At 39.3% G+C, this 19,924-nt stretch carries 20 protein-coding genes; 7 read left to right on the forward strand and 13 right to left on the reverse strand.

Going from position 1 to position 19,924, the window contains the following annotated elements:
* Positions 1 to 10 precede the first annotated feature (10 nt).
* The 7 genes from nrfH to HDT10_RS01350 form a co-directional block, all read right to left on the reverse strand.
* The gene (gene nrfH, locus HDT10_RS01320) at positions 11 to 478 is read right to left on the reverse strand and encodes a cytochrome c nitrite reductase small subunit (protein WP_290879280.1); all 468 of its coding nucleotides are present in this window, start codon (positions 476 to 478) and stop codon (positions 11 to 13) included.
* A 371-nt stretch (positions 479 to 849) separates the two neighbouring features.
* The gene (locus HDT10_RS01325) at positions 850 to 2,196 is read right to left on the reverse strand and encodes an anaerobic C4-dicarboxylate transporter (protein WP_290879166.1); all 1,347 of its coding nucleotides are present in this window, start codon (positions 2,194 to 2,196) and stop codon (positions 850 to 852) included.
* Between the two features lie 9 nt (positions 2,197 to 2,205).
* Entirely contained in the window at positions 2,206 to 3,612 is a 1,407-nt protein-coding gene (locus HDT10_RS01330; protein WP_290879167.1) for an aspartate ammonia-lyase, read from the reverse strand.
* A gap of 125 nt (positions 3,613 to 3,737) precedes the next feature.
* On the reverse strand, positions 3,738 to 5,090 hold the full coding sequence (locus tag HDT10_RS01335) for an MATE family efflux transporter (RefSeq protein WP_290879170.1): 1,353 nt from the start codon (positions 5,088 to 5,090) through the stop codon (positions 3,738 to 3,740).
* A gap of 39 nt (positions 5,091 to 5,129) precedes the next feature.
* Positions 5,130 to 5,270: a hypothetical protein gene (locus HDT10_RS01340; RefSeq protein ID WP_290879172.1), complete on the reverse strand. Its 141-nt coding sequence runs from the start codon at positions 5,268 to 5,270 to the stop codon at positions 5,130 to 5,132.
* Positions 5,271 to 5,442: 172 nt separating this feature from the next.
* Entirely contained in the window at positions 5,443 to 5,565 is a 123-nt protein-coding gene (locus HDT10_RS01345; RefSeq protein ID WP_290879173.1) for a hypothetical protein, read from the reverse strand.
* Positions 5,566 to 6,288 (reverse strand): uroporphyrinogen-III synthase, encoded by a 723-nt coding sequence (locus HDT10_RS01350; protein ID WP_290879176.1) that lies wholly within the window; start codon positions 6,286 to 6,288, stop codon positions 5,566 to 5,568. It lies immediately after the preceding gene.
* A 45-nt stretch (positions 6,289 to 6,333) separates the two neighbouring features.
* Here HDT10_RS01350 and HDT10_RS01355 point away from each other — a divergent pair, with 45 nt between their 5' ends.
* Positions 6,334 to 6,666, forward strand: a complete 333-nt coding sequence (locus HDT10_RS01355) for a rhodanese-like domain-containing protein (RefSeq protein WP_290879179.1) — start codon at positions 6,334 to 6,336, stop codon at positions 6,664 to 6,666.
* A 2-nt stretch (positions 6,667 to 6,668) separates the two neighbouring features.
* Here the strand turns inward: HDT10_RS01355 and HDT10_RS01360 are convergent, their stop codons facing one another.
* From HDT10_RS01360 to HDT10_RS01370, 3 genes are all read right to left on the reverse strand, one after another.
* Complete coding sequence (locus HDT10_RS01360) at positions 6,669 to 7,493, reverse strand: BspA family leucine-rich repeat surface protein (RefSeq protein WP_290879181.1); 825 nt, start codon at positions 7,491 to 7,493, stop codon at positions 6,669 to 6,671.
* Between the two features lie 157 nt (positions 7,494 to 7,650).
* Positions 7,651 to 7,911 carry a hypothetical protein gene (locus tag HDT10_RS01365; RefSeq protein ID WP_290879183.1) on the reverse strand — a complete coding sequence of 87 codons (261 nt, stop codon included), beginning with the start codon at positions 7,909 to 7,911 and terminating at the stop codon, positions 7,651 to 7,653.
* 110 nt (positions 7,912 to 8,021) lie between these two features.
* On the reverse strand, positions 8,022 to 8,189 hold the full coding sequence (locus tag HDT10_RS01370) for a hypothetical protein (protein ID WP_290879184.1): 168 nt from the start codon (positions 8,187 to 8,189) through the stop codon (positions 8,022 to 8,024).
* Positions 8,190 to 8,315: 126 nt separating this feature from the next.
* On the opposite strand from HDT10_RS01370, the gene HDT10_RS01375 reads away from it, so the two are divergent.
* Complete coding sequence (locus tag HDT10_RS01375) at positions 8,316 to 8,552, forward strand: helix-turn-helix domain-containing protein (RefSeq protein WP_290879185.1); 237 nt, start codon at positions 8,316 to 8,318, stop codon at positions 8,550 to 8,552.
* 266 nt (positions 8,553 to 8,818) lie between these two features.
* On the opposite strand, the gene HDT10_RS01380 is transcribed toward HDT10_RS01375, so the two are convergent.
* Complete coding sequence (locus tag HDT10_RS01380) at positions 8,819 to 9,370, reverse strand: hypothetical protein (protein ID WP_290879187.1); 552 nt, start codon at positions 9,368 to 9,370, stop codon at positions 8,819 to 8,821.
* Between the two features lie 129 nt (positions 9,371 to 9,499).
* On the opposite strand from HDT10_RS01380, the gene HDT10_RS01385 reads away from it, so the two are divergent.
* Genes HDT10_RS01385 through HDT10_RS01400 form a run of 4 tightly spaced genes read left to right on the forward strand, consistent with a single transcriptional unit; the run spans position 9,500 to position 15,018 of the window.
* Complete coding sequence (locus tag HDT10_RS01385; protein WP_290879189.1) at positions 9,500 to 11,353, forward strand: extracellular solute-binding protein; 1,854 nt, start codon at positions 9,500 to 9,502, stop codon at positions 11,351 to 11,353.
* A 9-nt stretch (positions 11,354 to 11,362) separates the two neighbouring features.
* Complete coding sequence (yejB, locus tag HDT10_RS01390; RefSeq protein WP_290879191.1) at positions 11,363 to 12,400, forward strand: microcin C ABC transporter permease YejB; 1,038 nt, start codon at positions 11,363 to 11,365, stop codon at positions 12,398 to 12,400.
* Positions 12,401 to 12,403: 3 nt separating this feature from the next.
* Entirely contained in the window at positions 12,404 to 13,444 is a 1,041-nt protein-coding gene (locus HDT10_RS01395) for an ABC transporter permease (protein ID WP_367159055.1), read from the forward strand.
* Complete coding sequence (locus HDT10_RS01400) at positions 13,441 to 15,018, forward strand: dipeptide ABC transporter ATP-binding protein (protein ID WP_290879194.1); 1,578 nt, start codon at positions 13,441 to 13,443, stop codon at positions 15,016 to 15,018. Before HDT10_RS01395 ends, HDT10_RS01400 begins: the two co-directional genes overlap by 4 nt.
* Before the next feature lie 29 nt (positions 15,019 to 15,047).
* On the opposite strand, the gene selD is transcribed toward HDT10_RS01400, so the two are convergent.
* Positions 15,048 to 16,052, reverse strand: coding sequence for a selenide, water dikinase SelD (gene selD, locus HDT10_RS01405; protein ID WP_367159056.1), 1,005 nt, complete (start codon positions 16,050 to 16,052; stop codon positions 15,048 to 15,050).
* Positions 16,053 to 16,223: 171 nt separating this feature from the next.
* On the opposite strand from selD, the gene HDT10_RS01410 reads away from it, so the two are divergent.
* On the forward strand, positions 16,224 to 17,000 hold the full coding sequence (locus HDT10_RS01410) for a sulfite exporter TauE/SafE family protein (protein ID WP_290879196.1): 777 nt from the start codon (positions 16,224 to 16,226) through the stop codon (positions 16,998 to 17,000).
* A 106-nt stretch (positions 17,001 to 17,106) separates the two neighbouring features.
* Here HDT10_RS01410 and HDT10_RS01415 read toward each other — a convergent pair whose 3' ends face one another.
* Complete coding sequence (locus HDT10_RS01415; protein ID WP_290879198.1) at positions 17,107 to 19,776, reverse strand: valine--tRNA ligase; 2,670 nt, start codon at positions 19,774 to 19,776, stop codon at positions 17,107 to 17,109.
* Positions 19,777 to 19,924: the final 148 nt, after the last annotated feature.

Raw genomic sequence — 19,924 nt, forward strand, 5'->3', positions numbered from 1 at the left:
TCCTAAAAATTTAAAAACCTCGTTTATGTCCTACGCCTGCGTGGCAAGAAACACAACTAAGAGACTCGTTTCCGTGTGGATTAGTCGTAGGATTTACGACATTACTCACCATTTCGCTATGACAACGCACGCAATTATCTTGAATCATACCTTTAGATTTTTGTGTCGCACTTAAGTTTGTTGGCAACACATCTAACTTAAAGGTAAAAGCATACGCATGCCCTACTCCACTCTCCGCTTTTGCAATCCACTTTTCTACAAATTCGTGCGGCAAATGGCAATCATTACAAGTTGCACGTGGTTTTCCAGCGATTTTTTTTGAATGCGAACCCTTAAGCCAATCATTATAAACATCATTCATAATATGGCAATTATTACAGGCTTCACTCTCGTTGCTAAAGTAAGACATACCTTTTGCATTATAAAAAGTATATAGTCCCACAATACAAGCAACGACGCATAGAATCCCAAGCAACAAAGCGACAAATGGGAGCGGTTTAGATTCTTTACTTTCCAACCTACGCTCCTTTTAGTATTTTTTGAATCCAAAATCCTAAAGAGATTCCAAACTCAAGGGAATTATTTTAGCTTTATTTTTTAAAAACTTTCTTGACTTAAATCAAAAAGTAAATGAAAGGTAAATAAAGAAATGTTCTTGCAAGCGAATTTTTAAACTTGCGCGACAATTCATAATTTTATCTTATTATGGAATATTTTGATTGTTAAGATTATGGATTGCCACGCCGCTAAACCACTCACAACGATAAATCATTGTGAGCTGATTTACAAAACTTTCGTGGCAATCTCAATGAGAGAAATATCCCCTAAGCACAAAGGCTTAAGAGTGGTTTATACAAAAGCAACTGCAACAAATCCTAAGATAACACTAAAGGCAATTGCTAAGACACCCGGAATCAAGAAAGCGTGGTTGAAGATATACTTACCGATTCTTGTTGAACCTGTATCGTCCATTTGCACTGCACCTAACAATGTAGGATAAGTTGGCAACACGAACAATGCAGAAACTGCGGCAAAAGAAGCAACAATCATATAAGAATCGCCCGGATTTGCTACACTAATACCAAGTGCTGTAATCACCACAGGTGTAATGGCTTTTGCTGTTGCCGCTTGGGAGTAAAGCAAGGTTGCAGCGAAGAAATAAGCCACCGCAAGCAACGCTGGAATTTGTTTAACCAAATCACTTGAAAGCTCACCGATTTGTGTTTTGTAGCCATCTACGAAAGTATTTCCAAGCCAAGCCACACCTAACACACACACGCACGCAACCATACCACTTTTAAAGACGCTAGATTCTGTGATTTTATTGACTTCAATCTTACAAAGAATCGTGATAAAAGTAGCCACTCCAAGCATAAAGCTCATAATCGCCGCATCTCTTGGCACGATAACATTTTCAATCAAGACGGGTTTGCCACCGATTCTTGAAATCGCAGTCGCATAAAGAACAACCAACAAAACGCCGATAAGGAAAATCCCGACAGAGAGTTTTGCACCTTCTTTAAGTTGCATATTTTGCGCACCCACAGAAGGTTTAACCAAGCCTTTTGCCAATCTTTCTTGATATACAGGGTCTTTGCTCAAATCAAGATTAGAGAACATTGTAACCACCAATGCAGTGAGCATACAACCTACAAATGTAGTTGGAATCCAAATTCCAAGCAAGAGTGGATAACTCCAACCAAGTGGCTCTAATGCTCCTGTCATATACACGACCGCCGCACTTACAGGGCTTGCAGTAATTGCGATTTGGCTTGCAACCACAGCAATAGAAAGCGGTGCAGAGGGTTTAATGTTTTGCTCTTTTGCAACCTCAACGATAACAGGAATCATAGAAAACGCAGTGTGTCCAGTCCCTGCTAAAATTGTCAAGAAATAAGTAACGGTAGGAGCAAGGTAGTTGATATATTTTGGGTTAGAGCGCAAGATTCTTTCTGCGATTTGAACCAAATAATCCAAGCCTCCCGCAAGTTGCATTGCAGAAATTGCTGCAATAACAGACATAATAATTAAAATAACGTCCCACGGAATCGCGCCCGGTTTCATACCAAGACAAAGCCCTAAAATCACAACGCCCAAACCTCCAGCATAACCAATTCCGATTCCTCCAAGTCTAATCCCTACAAAAATCGCGCCAAGTAGCACAATCACTTGCAGGATAAGCATCAACATTTCCATAGAATTTCCTTATTTTTTTGATTTCATTTGCGGATTTAGCATATTTTGTGGGTCTAAGATTTTGTCAATTTCTTCTTTTGGCAAATATCCTCTCTCTAAACAAATATCCGCTACTGATTTACCTGTTTGCAATGCTTCTTTTGCCATACTAGCAGATTTTTCGTAACCCAACACAGGATTAAATGCAGTTACGATTCCGATAGAATTAAGCACAGATTGTTTGCAAGCCTCTGGATTGGCTGTTAAACCTTTGATTGCTTTTTGCGCTAAAGTTCTCATTGCATTTTCTAAAACAATGACAGAATTAAAGAGTGCGTAAGCAATTCCGGGTTCAAATGCGTTTAATTCAAACTCGCCTCTTTCGCTGCAAAGCATAATCGTTACATCATTTCCAATAACTTCATAGCAAGCTTCACCCACTACTTCGCAAATTACAGGATTCACTTTACCGGGCATAATGGAACTTCCGGGCTGCATTTTGGGTAAATTCACTTCTCCAAGTCCGCATCTAGGACCACTATTCATCAATCTTATATCATTTGCGATTTTAGAAAGTCTCACTGCGGCAGTTTTTAGCGCACCACTAACATGCACGAAATCCGCTGTGTCTTGTGTCGCAGCAATGAAATCTTCTGCGGGCTTAAACTCTACACCTGTGATGTCTTTGAGTTTTTTCTCTACGACAAACTTATAGTCTGGGTGGCAGTTGATTCCTGTTCCAATCGCGGTTGCACCCATATTAAGAATCGTCATAGATTCTCTTGCCGCTTTGATTTTCGCAATATCACTTTTAAGATAACTTGCAAACGCATTAAAGGTATTACCAAGTGTTGTTGGCACAGCATCTTCTAACTCTGTGCGCCCCATTTTAATAATGTCTTTCCATTCTTTCGCTTTTTTCTCAAGTTCAGCTTTAAGCTCTTCCATTGCCTCAAGCAAGTGTCCTAGCTTCTCGTGTGTTGCAACTTTGATAGAGCTTGGATAGGTATCATTTGTGGATTGTCCTAAATTCGTATGATCATTTGGGTGCAAATATTGGTATTCTCCCTTTTTGTGTCCCAAACTTTCTAATGCAATATTTGTAATGACCTCATTGACATTCATATTTGTAGATGTTCCTGCACCCCCTTGCATCATATCTACGACAAATTGGTCAATGAATTCACCTGCAATCAATCTATCTGCGGCTTTTGCAATTGCATCTGCTTTTTCCGCGTCAAGCACTCCCACTTCTTTATTTGCTAATGCCGCTGCTTTTTTGATTTGCGCAAAGGCTTTAACAAAAAAGGGATAATTTTTGAGAGTTCTTCCTGTCATTTTGAAGTTTTCCAAAGCTCTAAAAGTTTGGACTCCATAATAGACGGAATCGTCAATTTCTAGCTCGCCGATGAAGTCATGTTCTTTTCTAGTTCCCATGATAACCCTTCTATTTTAAAATTTTAAAGATTAACCTTGAATAATCTTTAATGAATAGATATTACACTTGATATATTTATATTTTAATAAAATCCAATATATAAAATAAAAATTTTATAATTTTTTTATTTTCTCAAAATTCCTTTTTGATATTCATAGAGGATAATCCCAAATGCAACGAAAGTTGCACATAAAGTTCCCATTGGATAGGACAGAATCACTCCATTAAATCCATACATTTTGGGCAGAATCATCACAAAACAAAGCGCGAAAAGCAGCGTATAAGAAAAGGTAATAATAAAAGAACTAAGCGTGCGCTGAATTGACTGAAAGAATATCGCACTGACGATATTAACCCCTAAGAGAATATAACCCAAAAAATAAAATTTCATTGCATTTTGCGTGTCATTCAACAAACTTGCGTCCCGCATTGCAATGTCATCAGGCAAAAACCAAGCCACAAGGAAAGGAGAAAAAACAAAAGACAAACAATAAAGCGCGATTCCACCTCCAAAGCTAAAAACTAAACCGAAGTTAAACACTCCTCGCACACGCTCCATTAACCCCGCACCATAGTTAAAGCTTGCAATGGGTTGCACACCTTGCGCCATAGAAAGCAGAATCGTAAAGGGAATAATCCCGACATACATTAACACACTATAAATCGCCAATCCCCTATCTCCTGCGATTTCTACAATCGTATGATTGAAAATCAACATCATAATGCTTACACTAATCTCCGAGCTACTCTGTGGGATTCCATTTTTGGTTGCGCTCAAAAGTGCGTAAATATCAAAAGCCTTGATTAGATACAAATCACCCCTCTTGCGCAAGAAATGCCAAAGCAAAATGCACATTCCAATTCCGTGCCCAAGAAGCGTAGCTAATGCACTGCTTGCGATTCCAAGCTCTAAGACAAATAAGAAAAAGTAATTCAGTAGGATATTCGCCAATGAGCCAATTACCATTGCCGTCATTGCAAGCACAGGCTGCTTGTCGTTAATCGCAAAAATATCTAGCATAGGGTGCAACACAATGATGAATGCTCCAAGATAAATCACTTCGGTGTAATGCTGCACGAGCGGCAAAAGTGTCTCGCTACTCCCAAGTAAAAGGGCAATAGAATCACTATAAAAATAAAGTGCGATTCCGCCAATGAGGCTGGTGCTTAGTGCAAAATAAAACACGCTACTAAACACAATCCGCGCACGAAAGGCTTTGCCACGTCCTAAGAAATAAGAAGCCATTGCCGCAGCTCCTACGCTAAAGAGCAGCTCAAAGGCAATCAGAATCGGAAAAATAGGCCACGCGATTCCAATGGCTGCAAGCGCACTTTCACCGAGTTTCTTGCCTACAAAGATTCCGTCAATCGTAGAATAAGTAGAAAGCGCAAGCATTGCGACAAGTGAGGGCAAAAAATAAGTCAAAAAGAGTTTTGGAATCGCGGTAGTTTTGAGATTTGCCTTTTGTTTTTGCAAAACTTACTCCATTGGGTTATTTTGAAGCTTTGGATTCTATCACAACTTTGCTTTACAATCAAAGCACGCAAACCTTATAATTTGGAATCTCGCCTTTGTAGATTTTATTTTTGCAAGAATATAGATTGCCACGATGCCTTGCGGAATCTCGCAAGGACGATAAGCTAACCACTTTGTCATTGCGAGGCTTTAGCCGAAGCAATCCATAATCTAAAATCTCACCAGCTTTTAAGATTCCATTGCTTAATTTTTCTAAAGTTCAATATTATAAATTGCCACGAATGCTACGCATTCTCGCAATGACGCAAGTTGTGTTTTTCATTTATGCTAAATAATAGATTGCCGCAGCCTTTTACAAAGGCTTCTCAATGACGCAAGTTGTGAAATTGTTTGTCGTTACACTTCGCGTAATGACAAGTTGGATACGCAAAGCTTCAGCTACTTTATACTTCCCAAGCAGGGTATCACAAACCACTTAAAGCGTCTTAGCAAACTCTAGTGCGACTTTTTTGCTTAACCTTGGAGAAAGCAAAATCTTTGCTTCAGTACCCAAAAGCTCCCTAGCGGATTTTTGCGTGGTTTCTCCGATACACAAGGCAATGAAACTAGAATCCCAAGCGAAATTCAGCAAAAATGCCTTAATGTGCGAGGGTGCGCTAAAAAACACTACACAATCTTGCGCCAAAGGCTTCTTTTGAGATTCTTTAAGCCGAAGTGGCGAAGTCTCATAAAGCACCGCTTGCATTAGAGGAATCGCACAATCTTGTAGAATCTGTGGGAGCGCAGAGGCAATCTTACGCGCCCGCACAAACAAAGGCTTCTTGCCTTGCAAATAAGGAATGAGCTCTTTTGCGAAATCCTCACCATACGCGCGACTTGCGCTAAAGGCAGCCTGCAAATCAAGATTCTTTAATGCCTCATTGCACCCTGCCCCTAGAGTGAAGTTTGGTAGATTTCGCCACCTCTGCATTGCCTCTGTGGCATTGGGTAGGGATTCTAAATTTTCCCTCAAAGCAAGAATCGCGTTTGCGGAGGTAAAAATCAAAGAATCGCAAGAGCAAAACTGCTCCCAAATCCCGCTTGGAAAAATTGTTTGAATCTCCAAAAGTGGCAAAACCTCTATAAAACTTTTGGAATCTTGCGATTCTAAGGCATTCAAGGTGTCGTTTGTTTTTGTGATATAATAAATTGTTCTCATTTGTTTATTTTAACGAAATTTTATCAAAACACAAAAAGGCGGGCAATGTATATCAAAAATCAAAGTTTAGCAACACCTGTGGATTTAGAAAAAATTGATTTAAGTGAATTTATCGTGATTGATTTGCGCGGGAGGGGATATTTTCTCATTAGCCACATTAAAGACGCGTTGAATATAGAATCCCTGCAACGCATTGCCTTTATCGCGCAAGAAAATGCGGACAAAAAGATTCTGCTTTATTGCCATAGCGGAGCGACTGCGGCGGACTTTGGCACACAGCTTGCGCAAAAGGGATTCCACAATATTTACTATGTAGATGAGAATTATTTTAATCTCGCAAAATATGGAATCGTGATAGAGGGCGAGGGGGTGGGATAATCTTATATCGTAGTTAAATCTTGTACATACCTTTCTAAGCCTTGAATATCCTCTTGTGTAAGGTTTTGATATTGCCTAGATACAGAGAGATATTCTGCGATTACTTCTCTTAAAAACACATCTGCACCTTTCACGCCACTAAACATTCCTGTTCTCTTGATTCCACTGCCATATTTCCCCATTAAGCCACTCTGCAATACGCCTTGAAATTTATCAAAAGCCAAAGCATAGGCAAACATATTCCCCATATCTCGCACATTTTCCGCGTTCCATTGGGAAATATCCTGATTAAACGACACCGCAAATAAAAACATTGCAGTCATATTCAGAACATTACTCACATTCCAAGAGCCAATAGAAGCATTAAAGCTTCTTGCATAAAAGAACATACCCGCCATACTTTTGACCTTAGAGGTATTCCACCTAGAAATATCTTGATTAAAAGTCGTTTGCATTGCAAACATACCTGTCATATCCTCCACATTTGAAGTGTCCCAAGTCTCTATTCCCGCGAAATTTTTTCTAGTTCCAGCATTATTTTGCAGATTAAAGCTAGCCCTATCTCCAAATTCTTGAAATATATTTAAGGATTCTCCCTCCACATTGCAAAACAAAAAGCTCATATCAATAACTTTGCTTGTATTGATTTCATTTAACAAAATGGATTCATTGCGCAAGAGACATACGAGTTCTACCCGATTTTCAGGAAAATATTTATGATTAGGACTAAAATTTGTGTTTTTGTCAATACTCTCAAACGAATCAAGCCAATAACAAGCAACCAATGCGCAAAGAATTATCATTACGAATATAAAAAAACCCTCCATTTATCCCCTTAGCGTCTTTTTCATCACTCATTCCTAATATACAAGGCACACTATTTTAGCTTAATCGTCAAATTCGCAAGATTATAAGCCTCCTTGCCTGTAGGCAGAGGATAGTAATCTTTTTCTAAAAATTCCCCCAAAGGCTTTTGTTTTACAACTAGCAAAATACGCTCCTTGGCATTACCTTGAAAATATGATTCCGCGTGAAAATTATCTGAAAACTTATAAAAGCTATAAGTAGGACTTCGCGCAAATCCCCCCTTTTATTCCAAAAGCGCATTAGATATTCCTTGCCAAACACAATACTATCTAGCATTAAGGAATCCTTAGAGTAAAACTCCCTAAGCTCTGATTCTATATTTCCTAAAATCGGCTCTAAATCCCTCTCTAAGTCCATATCACCTATACAAGATCCCATAAAAATTTCTTTATTAGCCAAATGGGACAATTTCGCCTTTATTTTGCTTAAAGATTTAATGTTTTGCGCAAGTTCTTGTATTTTAAATGCTTTATAAACGCGGATAAACGCTACAAGTTCCTTTGGAGTGTATAAACAATCATTGGGGATGGCTTGATAAAAAACTTAAAATCCTCGTATTGCCTAGAATATTCCCACACAACTATCTTTTCACCAAGTTTTTGAAATTCTTTATTATTATTTAATTCTAATGCTAATTCTTCAACAATGTTATTCATAAATTCTCCTTTATTTTTTCGCTCATTCCACAAAGCTTTATAAAACCTTGCTTAATAAACGATTGAAAAAGGATTATCAAAGAATCTAAACTTATAAAAATATAAAGTGTTATAAGGCTAGGTTTTATGCAACAAAGTATAGAAGAAAAACACCGACAAATAGGCAAAAATGTAGCAAAAATTCGTAAAGAAAAAGGCATATCCCAGCTTGAACTCTCCTTGCGACTTGGACACAAAAGTGTAAGCATTGTCGCAAGTGCGGAGAGGTTTTACAGAGGGGCACATTTTAACATTGAACATCTTTTAATGATTGCAGAAATCTTGAATGTGGATATTTGTGAGTTTTTCAAACCCTCTTTGTAGAATGCTCGCGATACCTGCTCACAAGTACGTGCAACAATATTAAAAGCATGCAAGATGGGATTGCTTTTGTCTAAAGCCTCGCAAGGACACAAGTAGAATACACAAAGTGGATAAGGCTATGGATTGCCGCGCTTTGCTCGCAATGACTGAAGTTGTAAAATTAAAATATGCAGATAAATTGCCACGAATCGCAATGACGCGGCGGGAGAATTACAAAGCCTTATAAGGAGGCGGTAGGAATCCTACTCGCAAGGATGGAGGAGCAATCAACCTACGCTTAAAATACCCACTACCACACTGACTACGATTCCAGCTAGAATTGTAAGCGTTTGAATCCCGCGATTCTTTTTGATATTAAAAAGAGTAATCATCAACCCAGAAACATAAAGCAGAACCAAAGTCAAGCCAAAGCCAACCGCAAGGACATCAAAATACCATTTAGCCTTTGCCTTATGCAACATAATCATATCTCCGATAAGACTTCGTTTAAGAGTAGTAATCGTCCAAGTAGAATCTTTGTTTTGTTTAATGCTTGCAGAATAATGCACCCCGCCAATTTCTAATGCACCGCTCTTTCGATTCATTTTTGCTTCCAGATTGCTTGGCACTGCGAGCTGATTTTCCTGCAAATATTGCACAAGCACTTTAGCTTCCTGCCCCTTTTCTATCTCTTGTGTTAAAACATAAGTATGTTTAGTTGCACCCACATCTTGATTAATGCCAAAAATATACAAAACCCCACTCAAAGCATACATTAAGGCTAAAGGCAAGAAAAATAAACTAAGATAAATATGAATATTGCGAAACTGCTTTGTCATCACTGACTCCTTTGTCTAAAAATTAAAATTGAAATATAACAAAAATTTATGAAGAAAGTGTGAAGAATTATTAACTTTAATTTGCTAGAATATTTGTTTTAGATTCCATTACTAAATATAAGGAAATTTATGCGTATTCTTTTATTTTGCTTTTTCTTTGCCTCTTATCTTTTGGCGCAAACTTATAGCGATTCTGCCTTTAGTGCCAATGGAGAAGTAAAATACAAGAATTTCACTTCCTTTGATTATGTCAATCCCAATGCCCCAAAAGGCGGACATATCAAGCAATACGCACTCGGAAGCTACGATAGTTTTTATGATTTTTTGCTCAAAGGAACGAGTGCTAAAGGGCTTTCCTTGCTTTATGATACTTTAATGGTGCGTTCCTTTGATGAACCAAGTAGCCAATATGGGCTCATTGCCAAGCAGGTTCAAAGAGCAAAGGACAATACTTTTGTTATTTTTCACCTAGATGAAAACGCGCGTTTTAATGATGGCAAGGAAGTTACAGCATTTGATGTGGAGTTTAGCTTCAATACCATTGCAAGAGGAGAAAATCCCTCTATGGTGCGTTATTATGCAGATGTCAAGGAGGTTATTGTTGTAGATAAATACACTGTACGTTTTAATTTCAATAACCCTAATAACCGCGAACTTGCCTTGATTCTTGGAGATTTGCCTATCTTGCCTAAACACTATTACGCAAACGCAAATCTAAGTGAAAATCCTCTGAAGATTCCTTTAGGAAGTGGTCCTTATGTCATAGAATCCTTTGATGCAGGGAGAAGTGTAACTTATCAACGCAAGGCAAACTATTGGGCGCGCAACCACAAGACGCGAAAAGGATATTTCAATTTTGATAAAATCACCTTTGACTACTATAAAGACGATTCTGTCGCATTGGAAGCCTTTAAATCAGGTAGATACGATTATCGCGAGGAATCTAGTGCCAAAAATTGGGCATTAGGATATGATGGAATCGCATTAAAAAATCAAGACATTAAGAAGATAGAATTGCTCCATTCCCTGCCAAGCGGAATGCAAGGATTTGTGTTTAATTTACGCAAAAAAATATTTCAAGATAGGCGTGTGCGGGAAGCTTTGGGGCTTGCATTTGACTTTGAATGGAGCAACAAAAATTTATTTTTCAACCAATATAGCCGCACCAAAAGCTTTTTTGACAATTCCGAATTTGCAAGTGTTGGAATCCCTCTAGGAGCAGAGCTAGAGCTATTAGAACCTTATCGCTCCAAGCTTCCAGCTGAAATTTTCACGCAAAGCTTTTCGCTCCCAAAGAGCAAAGGAGACGGCAACAATCGTGAGAATCTCAAAAAAGCACAAGCCCTTTTAAAAGAAGCGGGATTTATCATCAAAAACGGAAAACTTTATCCTCCGCAAGAGACACTAGAGGATTCCACGCAAAAGGCGGAATCTCCTCTTAAAGAGCAACCCTTTACCTTTGAATTATTGCTTGTAAGTCCCGCAATGGAACGCGTAGCGATTCCTTTTCAAAAAAACCTACAAACTCTAGGTATCACGATGAAAATCCGCGTAGTGGATATGAGCCAATATATCAATCAGTTGCGTCAATTTGACTACGATATGATTGTAAGCGTCTTTCCACAAAGTCTTTCACCGGGAAATGAGCAGGCGTTTTTTTGGGGTTCTAGTGCGGCAGATTCAGCAGGGAGTTACAATTATATTGGAATCAAAAACGAAGTGGTAGATGCGCTGATTACTAAAATCATTCAAGCAAAAAACTATCAAGAACTCCTTGTTAGCACGCGCGCACTTGATCGTGTATTGCTATGGGGATACTATGTCATTCCACATTTTCACATTAAAACCTTTCGGGTTGCGTTTTGGAATTTTTTGGAACGTCCCGACATCGCCCCTATTTATAATGTTGGCTTTGAAACTTGGTGGGCTAATCCAAGCAAGCTAGAAAAATTACAAGCTAAATACCCAAACTTTCGACGTTAAAGGAAAAATTTGCGACAATATATATTCAAAAGACTTTTGCTAATTATTCCTACTCTACTTGGCATTATGACACTAAACTTTTTCATTATCCAAGCCGCACCCGGAGGTCCGGTAGAACAAATGATTGCCCGCTTGGAGGGGGTAGGAATGCAAGGAGAAGTCAGCCATACGAGCGTGTATAAGAATCAAGGCTTAGATGAAGCAATGATTGCCAAAATTAATGCGCTTTATGGCTTTGATAAGCCTTTAATGGAACGTTATTTTTTGATGATTAAAAACTATCTCTGCTTTGAGTTTGGCGATAGCTTCTATAAAAATACCGCCGTGATAGAGATTCTTTTAGAAAAACTCCCTGTTTCTATTAGTCTAGGGCTTTGGAGCACTTTATTAATCTATTTGGTTTCTATCCCATTAGGAATCAAAAAGGCACTTAAAGAGGGGAGTGCCTTTGATAGTATCACAAGCACATTGATTATTATCGGCAATGCGATTCCGACTTTTTTATTTGCATTGGTTTTGATTATTCTTTTTGCAGGTGGAACTTACTTCAATCTTTTCCCCTTGCGTGGAATCGTGGGAGATGATTTTGAGAGTTTAAGCCTCTTTGGCAAAGTCAAAGATTACTTTTGGCACATTACCCTACCCGTCATTTCCCTTAGTATTGGAGGATTTGCAACCTTAACCCTGCTCTCTAAAAATTCCTTTTTGGAGGAAATCCACAAACAATATGTCAAACTCGCCTTTGCCAAAGGATTAAAACAATCCCAAGTGCTCTACCGCCATATTTTTCGCAATGCTATGCTTATCATCATTGCCTCTATCCCCTCTGCACTACTTGGGATTCTGCTTAGCGGCTCTTTGCTGATTGAGATTATTTTCTCCTTAGATGGCTTGGGGCTTTTGGGCTATGAATCCATTATCACGCGAGATTATCCCGTGATTTTTGGTTCGCTTTATATTTTTACACTCTTTGGTTTAATTATCGGACTCATTAGTGATTTATTTTATACCCTTATAGACCCAAGAATTAATTTCCAGCAGGTTTAAATGATAAACAATAACAATCTTAACCAACGAAGATTTTTAGCTTTCAAGCAAAACAGACGTGCCTATTTCTCACTTTGGGTTTTTGCCGCTCTTTTTGTGCTTTGTATGAATGCGGAATTTATCGCCAATGACAAGCCACTTTTCGTGCGCTATGGGGGAGAAAACTATTTCCCTCTATTCAAAGACTATCCCGAAACAACCTTTGGAGGAGATTTTGAAAGCACTGCAAACTATAATGACCCTTATGTGCAAAGCAAAATTCGCGAAAAGGGCTTTTTCCTTATGCCCCCCATTCCTTATGCTTACGATTCCGTGATTTATGATTTGCCCTCGCCTGCGCCCTCTCCCCCAAGCCTCAAGAATCCCTTAGGGACAGATGACTTAGGGAGAGATGTGCTTGCAAGATTGCTTTATGGGCTTAAAACTTCTATTTTATTTGGCTTGATTCTTACTTTTTTTAGTTCTATCATCGGGCTTTTCATCGGCGCAATTTGTGGATACTTTGGGGGCAAAATAGACTTACTCGGACAACGTTTGATTGAAATTTGGAGTGGTATGCCAACCCTCTTTGTCTTAATCATCTTTGCAAGCTTACTAGAGCCAAACTTCTGGAGTATTTTGTGTGTCGTTTTGTTGTTTTCTTGGATTACACTCGTGCCTTTTGTACGGGCAGAATTTTTAAAGGTGCGGAATCTTGATTATATTAAAGCCGCAAAAATGCTTGGTGTGAGCCACTTTCGCATTATACTACATCATATTTTACCTAATGCGCTTGTAGCAACAATTACCTATCTGCCTTTTATTTTGTGTGGCAGCATCACAACCCTAGCCGCTTTAGACTTTCTAGGGCTTGGATTGCCCCCTCCTAGTGCGAGTTTGGGCGAAATCCTCTCGCAAGGCAAAAACAATCTTAATGCTGCTTGGCTTGGGCTTAGTGGATTCTTTGCCTTAAGCCTTTTACTCTGTTTGCTCGTCTTTATTGGGGAAGGCTTGCGGGATTGCTTGCGTAGCGAGAATATCACCATTAAGAGCGACACATTATGAGCCTTTTACAAGTTAAATCCCTCCAAGTTTCCTTGCAAGGATTTCATCTGCAAGAGATTGATTTCTGTCTTCATCAAGGGGAGATTTTGGGACTTGTTGGCGAATCGGGAAGTGGCAAAACTCTCCTTAGCCATTTGATTTTAAGATTAATCAAAGATTATGAAATCCAAAAGGGAGAAATTCTCTTTTTGGGACAGGATTTGTTAAAACTCAAAGAATCCCAAATGCAAAGCTTGCGTGGCAAAGACATCAGCTACATCTTCCAAGAGCCCCTAAGCGCGCTAAATCCCCTACAAAAAATCAAAAAACAGCTTAACGAGGCTATTTTGATTCATAATCCAAAGATTAAAAAACAAGCTTTACAAGAAAAAGTTTTTGAACTCCTAACTAATGTTAATCTAACGACAAAAATCTTAGAATCCTATCCTTATGAGCTTAGCGGAGGGCAAAGACAACGCGTGTGCATTGCGATAGCTCTTGCAAATTCTCCTAAAATCTTGATTGCAGATGAACCAACCACCGCTTTAGATTCCACGACACAAGCCCAAATTATCGCACTATTGAAACATTTACAACAAAAATTTCATCTTAGCATTTTGTTTATCAGTCATAATCTCGCCGTAGTAGCTAAGCTCTGCCCTAAACTCCTTGTGTTACAAAACGGAAAAATCGTAGAAAATGGAACGACAGAAGAAATATTTAAAAACCCCAAAAATCCTTACACCAAAATGCTTATCCAATCGCTAGGATTCCACTATAATCAAGAATCTTATACCCAAAAACCACTTTTAGAAGTCCGAAATCTAAGCGTTGCCTATCCAACAAAAAAGAGCTTTTGGGGAGAAACCTTAGAATCCTTTATTGCTTTGTCCCCTCTTAGTTTTAGCTTAAGAGAAAGGGAAAGTTTAGGAATCATTGGAGAATCAGGAAGCGGTAAAAGTAGCCTTGCTCACGCGCTTTGTCGCTTGCTTGCCCCTAAGAGCACACAAGGAGAAATGAAACTTTTAGGCAAAGACTTCTTTGCGCTTAAGGGTGCGAAATTGCGCCGATTTAGAAAGGAGATTCAAATCATTTTCCAAGACCCCTTTAGCTCCTTAAATCCCAAAATGAACATTTTTAAGATTCTGCAAGAGGGAATCTTAGCGCACCAAGATTCCTTGCATTTCACTCCCAAAGACTTAGAAAATCAAATCATTCAAAGCCTAATAGATGTAGGCTTGGATAAAAGCTACTTGGAACGTTATCCCAATGAGCTAAGCGGGGGGCAAAGGCAGCGCATTAGCATTGCAAGAAGCTTGATTTTGCGTCCTAAAGTGCTTATTTTGGACGAACCCACTAGCGCATTAGACCGCGCAACACAGAATCAAATCTTGGCTTTGCTCTTAACGCTTGGCAAACAATACCACCTAAGTTATCTCTGCATTAGCCACGATTTAAGCGTGATTGCGAGCTTGTGTCAAAATGTGTTAGTCCTCAGAGAAGGCAAAATGCTAGAATATGGAGCGACAAAAGAAGTTTTTAATAACCCCAAACACCCTTATGTAAAGGATTTGCTCAAAGCAAGTGAGCTATGATTTATCCCTTATAAAAGCACAAATTAACATTACTCTACAAAGATTCTAGCCTGCGTAGAATCGTTTTTATAGGGTTCTGTAACGCCAATGATTTGGGCATATTCTATGCCATTATCTCTTAATCTTGCCAAAAGTTCCTTTGCCTCATTTTGTGGCAAGGCAAACACCAATCCCCCTGAAGTTTGTGCATCAAAGAGCAAAATTTCCAAATCTTTAAACTTGGAATCCCTTTGGAGGTGAAACGCACATAAAGACTTAATTGCGCGTTCATTGCCACAACTTCCACCGGGGATAATTCCCATTTTTGCAAACTCAATCGCCTCTTCCACAAGAGGAATGACTTGAGATTCTAAACGAATGTTAATTTCTGGATTTAGCATTTCACTTAAATGCCCTAAAAGTCCGAATCCCGTAATATCTGTGCAAGCGTGAATCTCAAAATTGCTTGCAATCTCGCAAGCATAGCGGTTTAAAGTCGCCATAATTTGCGAGATTTTATGCGCAACTTTGGAATCTAGCATATTTGCCTTTAAAGTTGTCGTGAGCACGCCCATACCGATAGGCTTAGTGAGTATCAGAGCGTCTCCGACTTGCGCCCCATTATTGCGCCAAATTTTCTTTGGATTGATGATTCCACTCACGCTTAAACCATACTTTTGCTCACTATCAGACACCGTATGCCCGCCGACTAACACACCGCCTGCCTCTTTGATTTTGGACAATCCACCCTCCAAAATTGCGCACGCATAGTCTTGTGGAATCCGACAAGAATCCCACATCATAAGATTCAAAGCACACTTCACAACCCCGCCCATTGCATACACATCGCTTAACGCATTTGCCGCAGCAATCTGCCCATAGACATAAGGGTCATTCACCACAGGCGTAATAAAATCCGCTGTTTGCACGAGGGCTAATTCGGGCGTGAGTTGATAGACACCGGCGTCTTCATTGCCCCTAAAATCTACCAAAACATTCTCATCTTTTAAGTTGCTTAAGGAGCTAGCGATTTGTGAGAGGTCTTCCAGACCTATTTTGCCTGCTCAACCAGCGACTTTGACAAATTGTGTAATTTTGATTTCGTCTTTGCTTTTTTGCACTCAAGTCTCCAACATTGTTTTAAGATAAACTCTAGTGATTTTACCTTATTTTCAGTTTTTTTTTGCAAAATTGCGCAGAAATTTTTAAATTTAAGGCGTCAAAGTATGGAAATTTTAGCCCTAGACCCTTTGCATATTGTTGCCCTCTTTGCAATCGGGATTCTCACAGGAATCCTCGCAGGATTCTTTGGAATCGGTGGTGGAGCAATCATTGTGCCACTAATGATTCTCTTAGGTAATGACATTAAAATCGCGATTGGAATCTCTATTATGCAAATGATTTTTTCCTCTGTGTATGGCTCATATGTCAATTTCAAGCAAAAAAACCTTGACTTCAAAGACGGCATTTATGTCGGGCTTGGAGGGTTAATCGGCGCGGCATTTAGTGGGGTAGTCGTGGATAAGATTCCATCTTATATTTTAGAGGGAATCTTCACGCTTTTTATCGTTTATTCTTTGGTAAAATTTTTTAAAGCAAACGCCTATGGTGGAGAAAGCCGACTAGGAAATGGGGCAAGCGCAAAATTCTTTTTAATAGGCTGTGGTTGTGTCGTAGGCGTCTTTGCAATTTCTCTTGGAATCGGCGGGGGAATGATGTTAGCTCCACTTCTTGCCTATTATTTAGGATATAGTAGCAAAAAAATCATTCCGCTTTCACTTTTCTTTATTATTTTCTCGTCTGTCTCTGGCTTCACTTCGCTTGCAATGCACGGTTATGCCGACTATAAACAAGGTGTTATCGTGGGAATCGCCTCACTCATTGGCGTGCGCATTGGGATTTTGCTGCTTAGCAAAATCAATGCAAAAAAGCACAAATACGCACTCTTACTAATGTATTGTATCGTGCTTAGCATTATGCTTAAAAAAATGTTTTTTGCTTGAAGTCATTGCAAGGAATGCGTAAAATGAAGTCTTGAGATTCAAAGGCAAGTTTTTGGATTATGGATTGCTTTAGGCTTTGCCCTCGCAATGACACAGCAAGGGAGAATTACCCCCTCAATGCCTCTAGCTCTTGTTTGATTTTAGCTAGTTTTTCTCTTTGTTCCTCTAATGCTTGCTTGTTTGTTTCTAGCACCTTTTGAGGGGCATTTGCTAGGAATTTTTCGTTTTGTAACATTCCCTCTAATTTATCAATTTCCTTTTGTGCTTTCTCTGCTTGCTTGCTTAAACGCGCTACAATAGAGCTTAAATCAATGTCCGTAGTAGGCAAATAGGATTCTACCTTTTCTGCAATATCCACGATACAATGGGGCATTTTTGCGCTCACAATCTCTAAGGATTCCACTTTTGCAAGCTTGCAAACATAGCTGATAAAAAGTGCTTGCATAGAATCAGGAATCGCCACATTCACATAGGCTTTAGCAATTTTTTGATTTGCTAAATCAATCGTGGCTTTGGCGCGGCGAATAGACACAATGGAATCCAAAATCAGTGTAAAAGTAGCGAAATTTTCCGCATTTTCATAGGTGAATCTTGGATATTCCTGCACCATAATAGAGCCACTTTGCTTCAAAGTCGTATCATCTAGCTTATGCCATAGGTATTCGCTGATAAAGGGCATAAAGGGGTGAAGCAGTTTCATCGCTTCTTTGAATATTGCGCCTAGCTCTATGATAGAATCCTTATCCGCCTTGCTCAATTCAATCCCCCAATCACAAAATTCACCCCACAAAAAGCGATAAAGCGCACTTGCAGCGTCATTAAAGCGATAAGATTCTAAATGCTCTCGCACTTCTGCGATATTTTGGCTCAAAAGTTGCGCAAGATACTTTCCAAGCGCAGTCTTTGGCTCTTTTATCTCGCTCAAATTTGGAAATTTTTCTGCATTTAGCTTCAAGAAATTTGTCGCATTATAAAGCTTATTGGTGAAATTTTTACTGATTTCAAGCTGATTAGACACCAATTTCACATCACGCCCTTGCGCACAAAGAATCGCAAGCGTAAAGCGCAAAACATCAGCACTATATTCTTCAATCTTTTCTAGTGGGTCAATGATATTGCCTTTGGATTTGCTCATTTTGTTGCCAAATTCATCTCTAACAAGTGCGTGCAAATAAATATCGGGATAAGGTAGCTTTGAGAGGAAATGTTCGCCCATCATCAGCATTCTAGCAACCCAAAAAAACAAAATATCAAAACCTGTAATCAGCAAAGAATTGGGATAAAATTCCTCCATATCGTTTGCGTTCCATACTTCGCCCTCGCCCCATTTACCATTGAAAAATCCAAGTGTTGAAAAGGGCCAAAGCGCAGAGCTAAACCAAGTATCAAGCACATCAGGGTCTTGATAGATTGCCTCACTTCCGCAGTGTTTGCAAATCTTGGGAGATTCCACGCTCGCAAACTGCCCTCCGCAAGATTCGCAATAATACACCGGAATCTGATGCCCCCACCAAAGTTGGCGCGAAATACACCAATCCCGTAATTCCCTCATCCACGCATTATAATTATTTTTCCATTGCGGAGGGAAAAAATTGCTTTCATTGGCGTTGATTTTTTCAATCGCCTTTTGTGCCACTTCCTTTTTCAAGAACCACTGCTTAGAGATATAAGGTTCTACCACATTGCCACAACGATAACAATGTCCTGTCTTGTTTTTATAATCCTCAATCTTTTCTACAAAGCCTAGCGATTCTAACTTCTCTATGATTTGTCCTCGTGCTTGCAATCGTTCCAATCCGCAAAATTCCCCCGCGTTTTCATTCAAGATTCCGTGTTTATCAAAGATTACAATTTGTTCCAAATTATGCCGTTTGCCCACCTCATAGTCATTTGCATCGTGTGCAGGCGTTACTTTCACCGCCCCTGTTCCAAACTCCATATCTACATGAGAATCTGCGATAATTGGAATCTCGCGGTTCAAAAGCGGTAGGATTACACTTTTGCCAATCAAATGAGCAAAGCGCGTATCCTCTGGATTCACCATTACCGCTGTATCTCCGAAATAAGTCTCTGGTCGCGTGGTTGCTACGACAATATAGTCTTTGGAATCTTTTAAAAAATAGCGCAAATAATAAAGCTTGCCATTGTTTTCTTTATATTCTACCTCTACATCAGAAAGCGCGCCATCGTGGGTGCACCAATTCACCAAATACTTCCCTTGAATGATGAATCCCTCATCATAGAGCCTTACAAATGCTTCTTTGACTGCATTTTGCAAGCCATTATCCATTGTAAAACGTGTCCGACTCCACGCGGGAGAGCTTCCGAGTTTGCGCATTTGATTCAAAATCATTCCACCGCTTTTTTCTTTCCATTCCCACACTTTTTGGACAAACTTTTCCCTCCCTAATTCTTCCTTTTTAATCCCCTGTGCAAGTAGTTGCTTCTCCACGACATTTTGCGTTGCAATCCCCGCGTGGTCTAGCCCGGGTTGCCAAAGCGTTTTATAGCCGTCCATTCGCTTAAAACGCACCATAATGTCTATTAAAGTATGATTGAGTGCGTGTCCGATATGCAAGCTTCCTGTTACATTCGGTGGCGGTAGCATAATACAGAATCGCTTGCCTGCTTTTTGGATTTTTTGATTCCCATTGACTTCAAAATAACCTGCCTCCTCCCAAAACTTATAATAAGAGGTTTCAATCTCCTTTGGTTCATAGGTGTTAGACACTTTGGGGGTTTGCTCTTGTGGTGAATTGTTTAAATGATTTTGCATAAAAGCCTTTCTTAAGGTAGCAAAATAAACTTGGAATGGTTTTTGCTACTCTCTAAATTGAATTTAGAATTTTACCAAAAAATTTGAATTTCTCTATTTTCTCATTTTAAAATGCGTAAAAATGGATTTTGAAGCCAAAAATTATGGT

It is taken from the genome of Helicobacter sp., assembly GCF_014799995.1.
Lineage (GTDB): Bacteria > Campylobacterota > Campylobacteria > Campylobacterales > Helicobacteraceae > Helicobacter_D.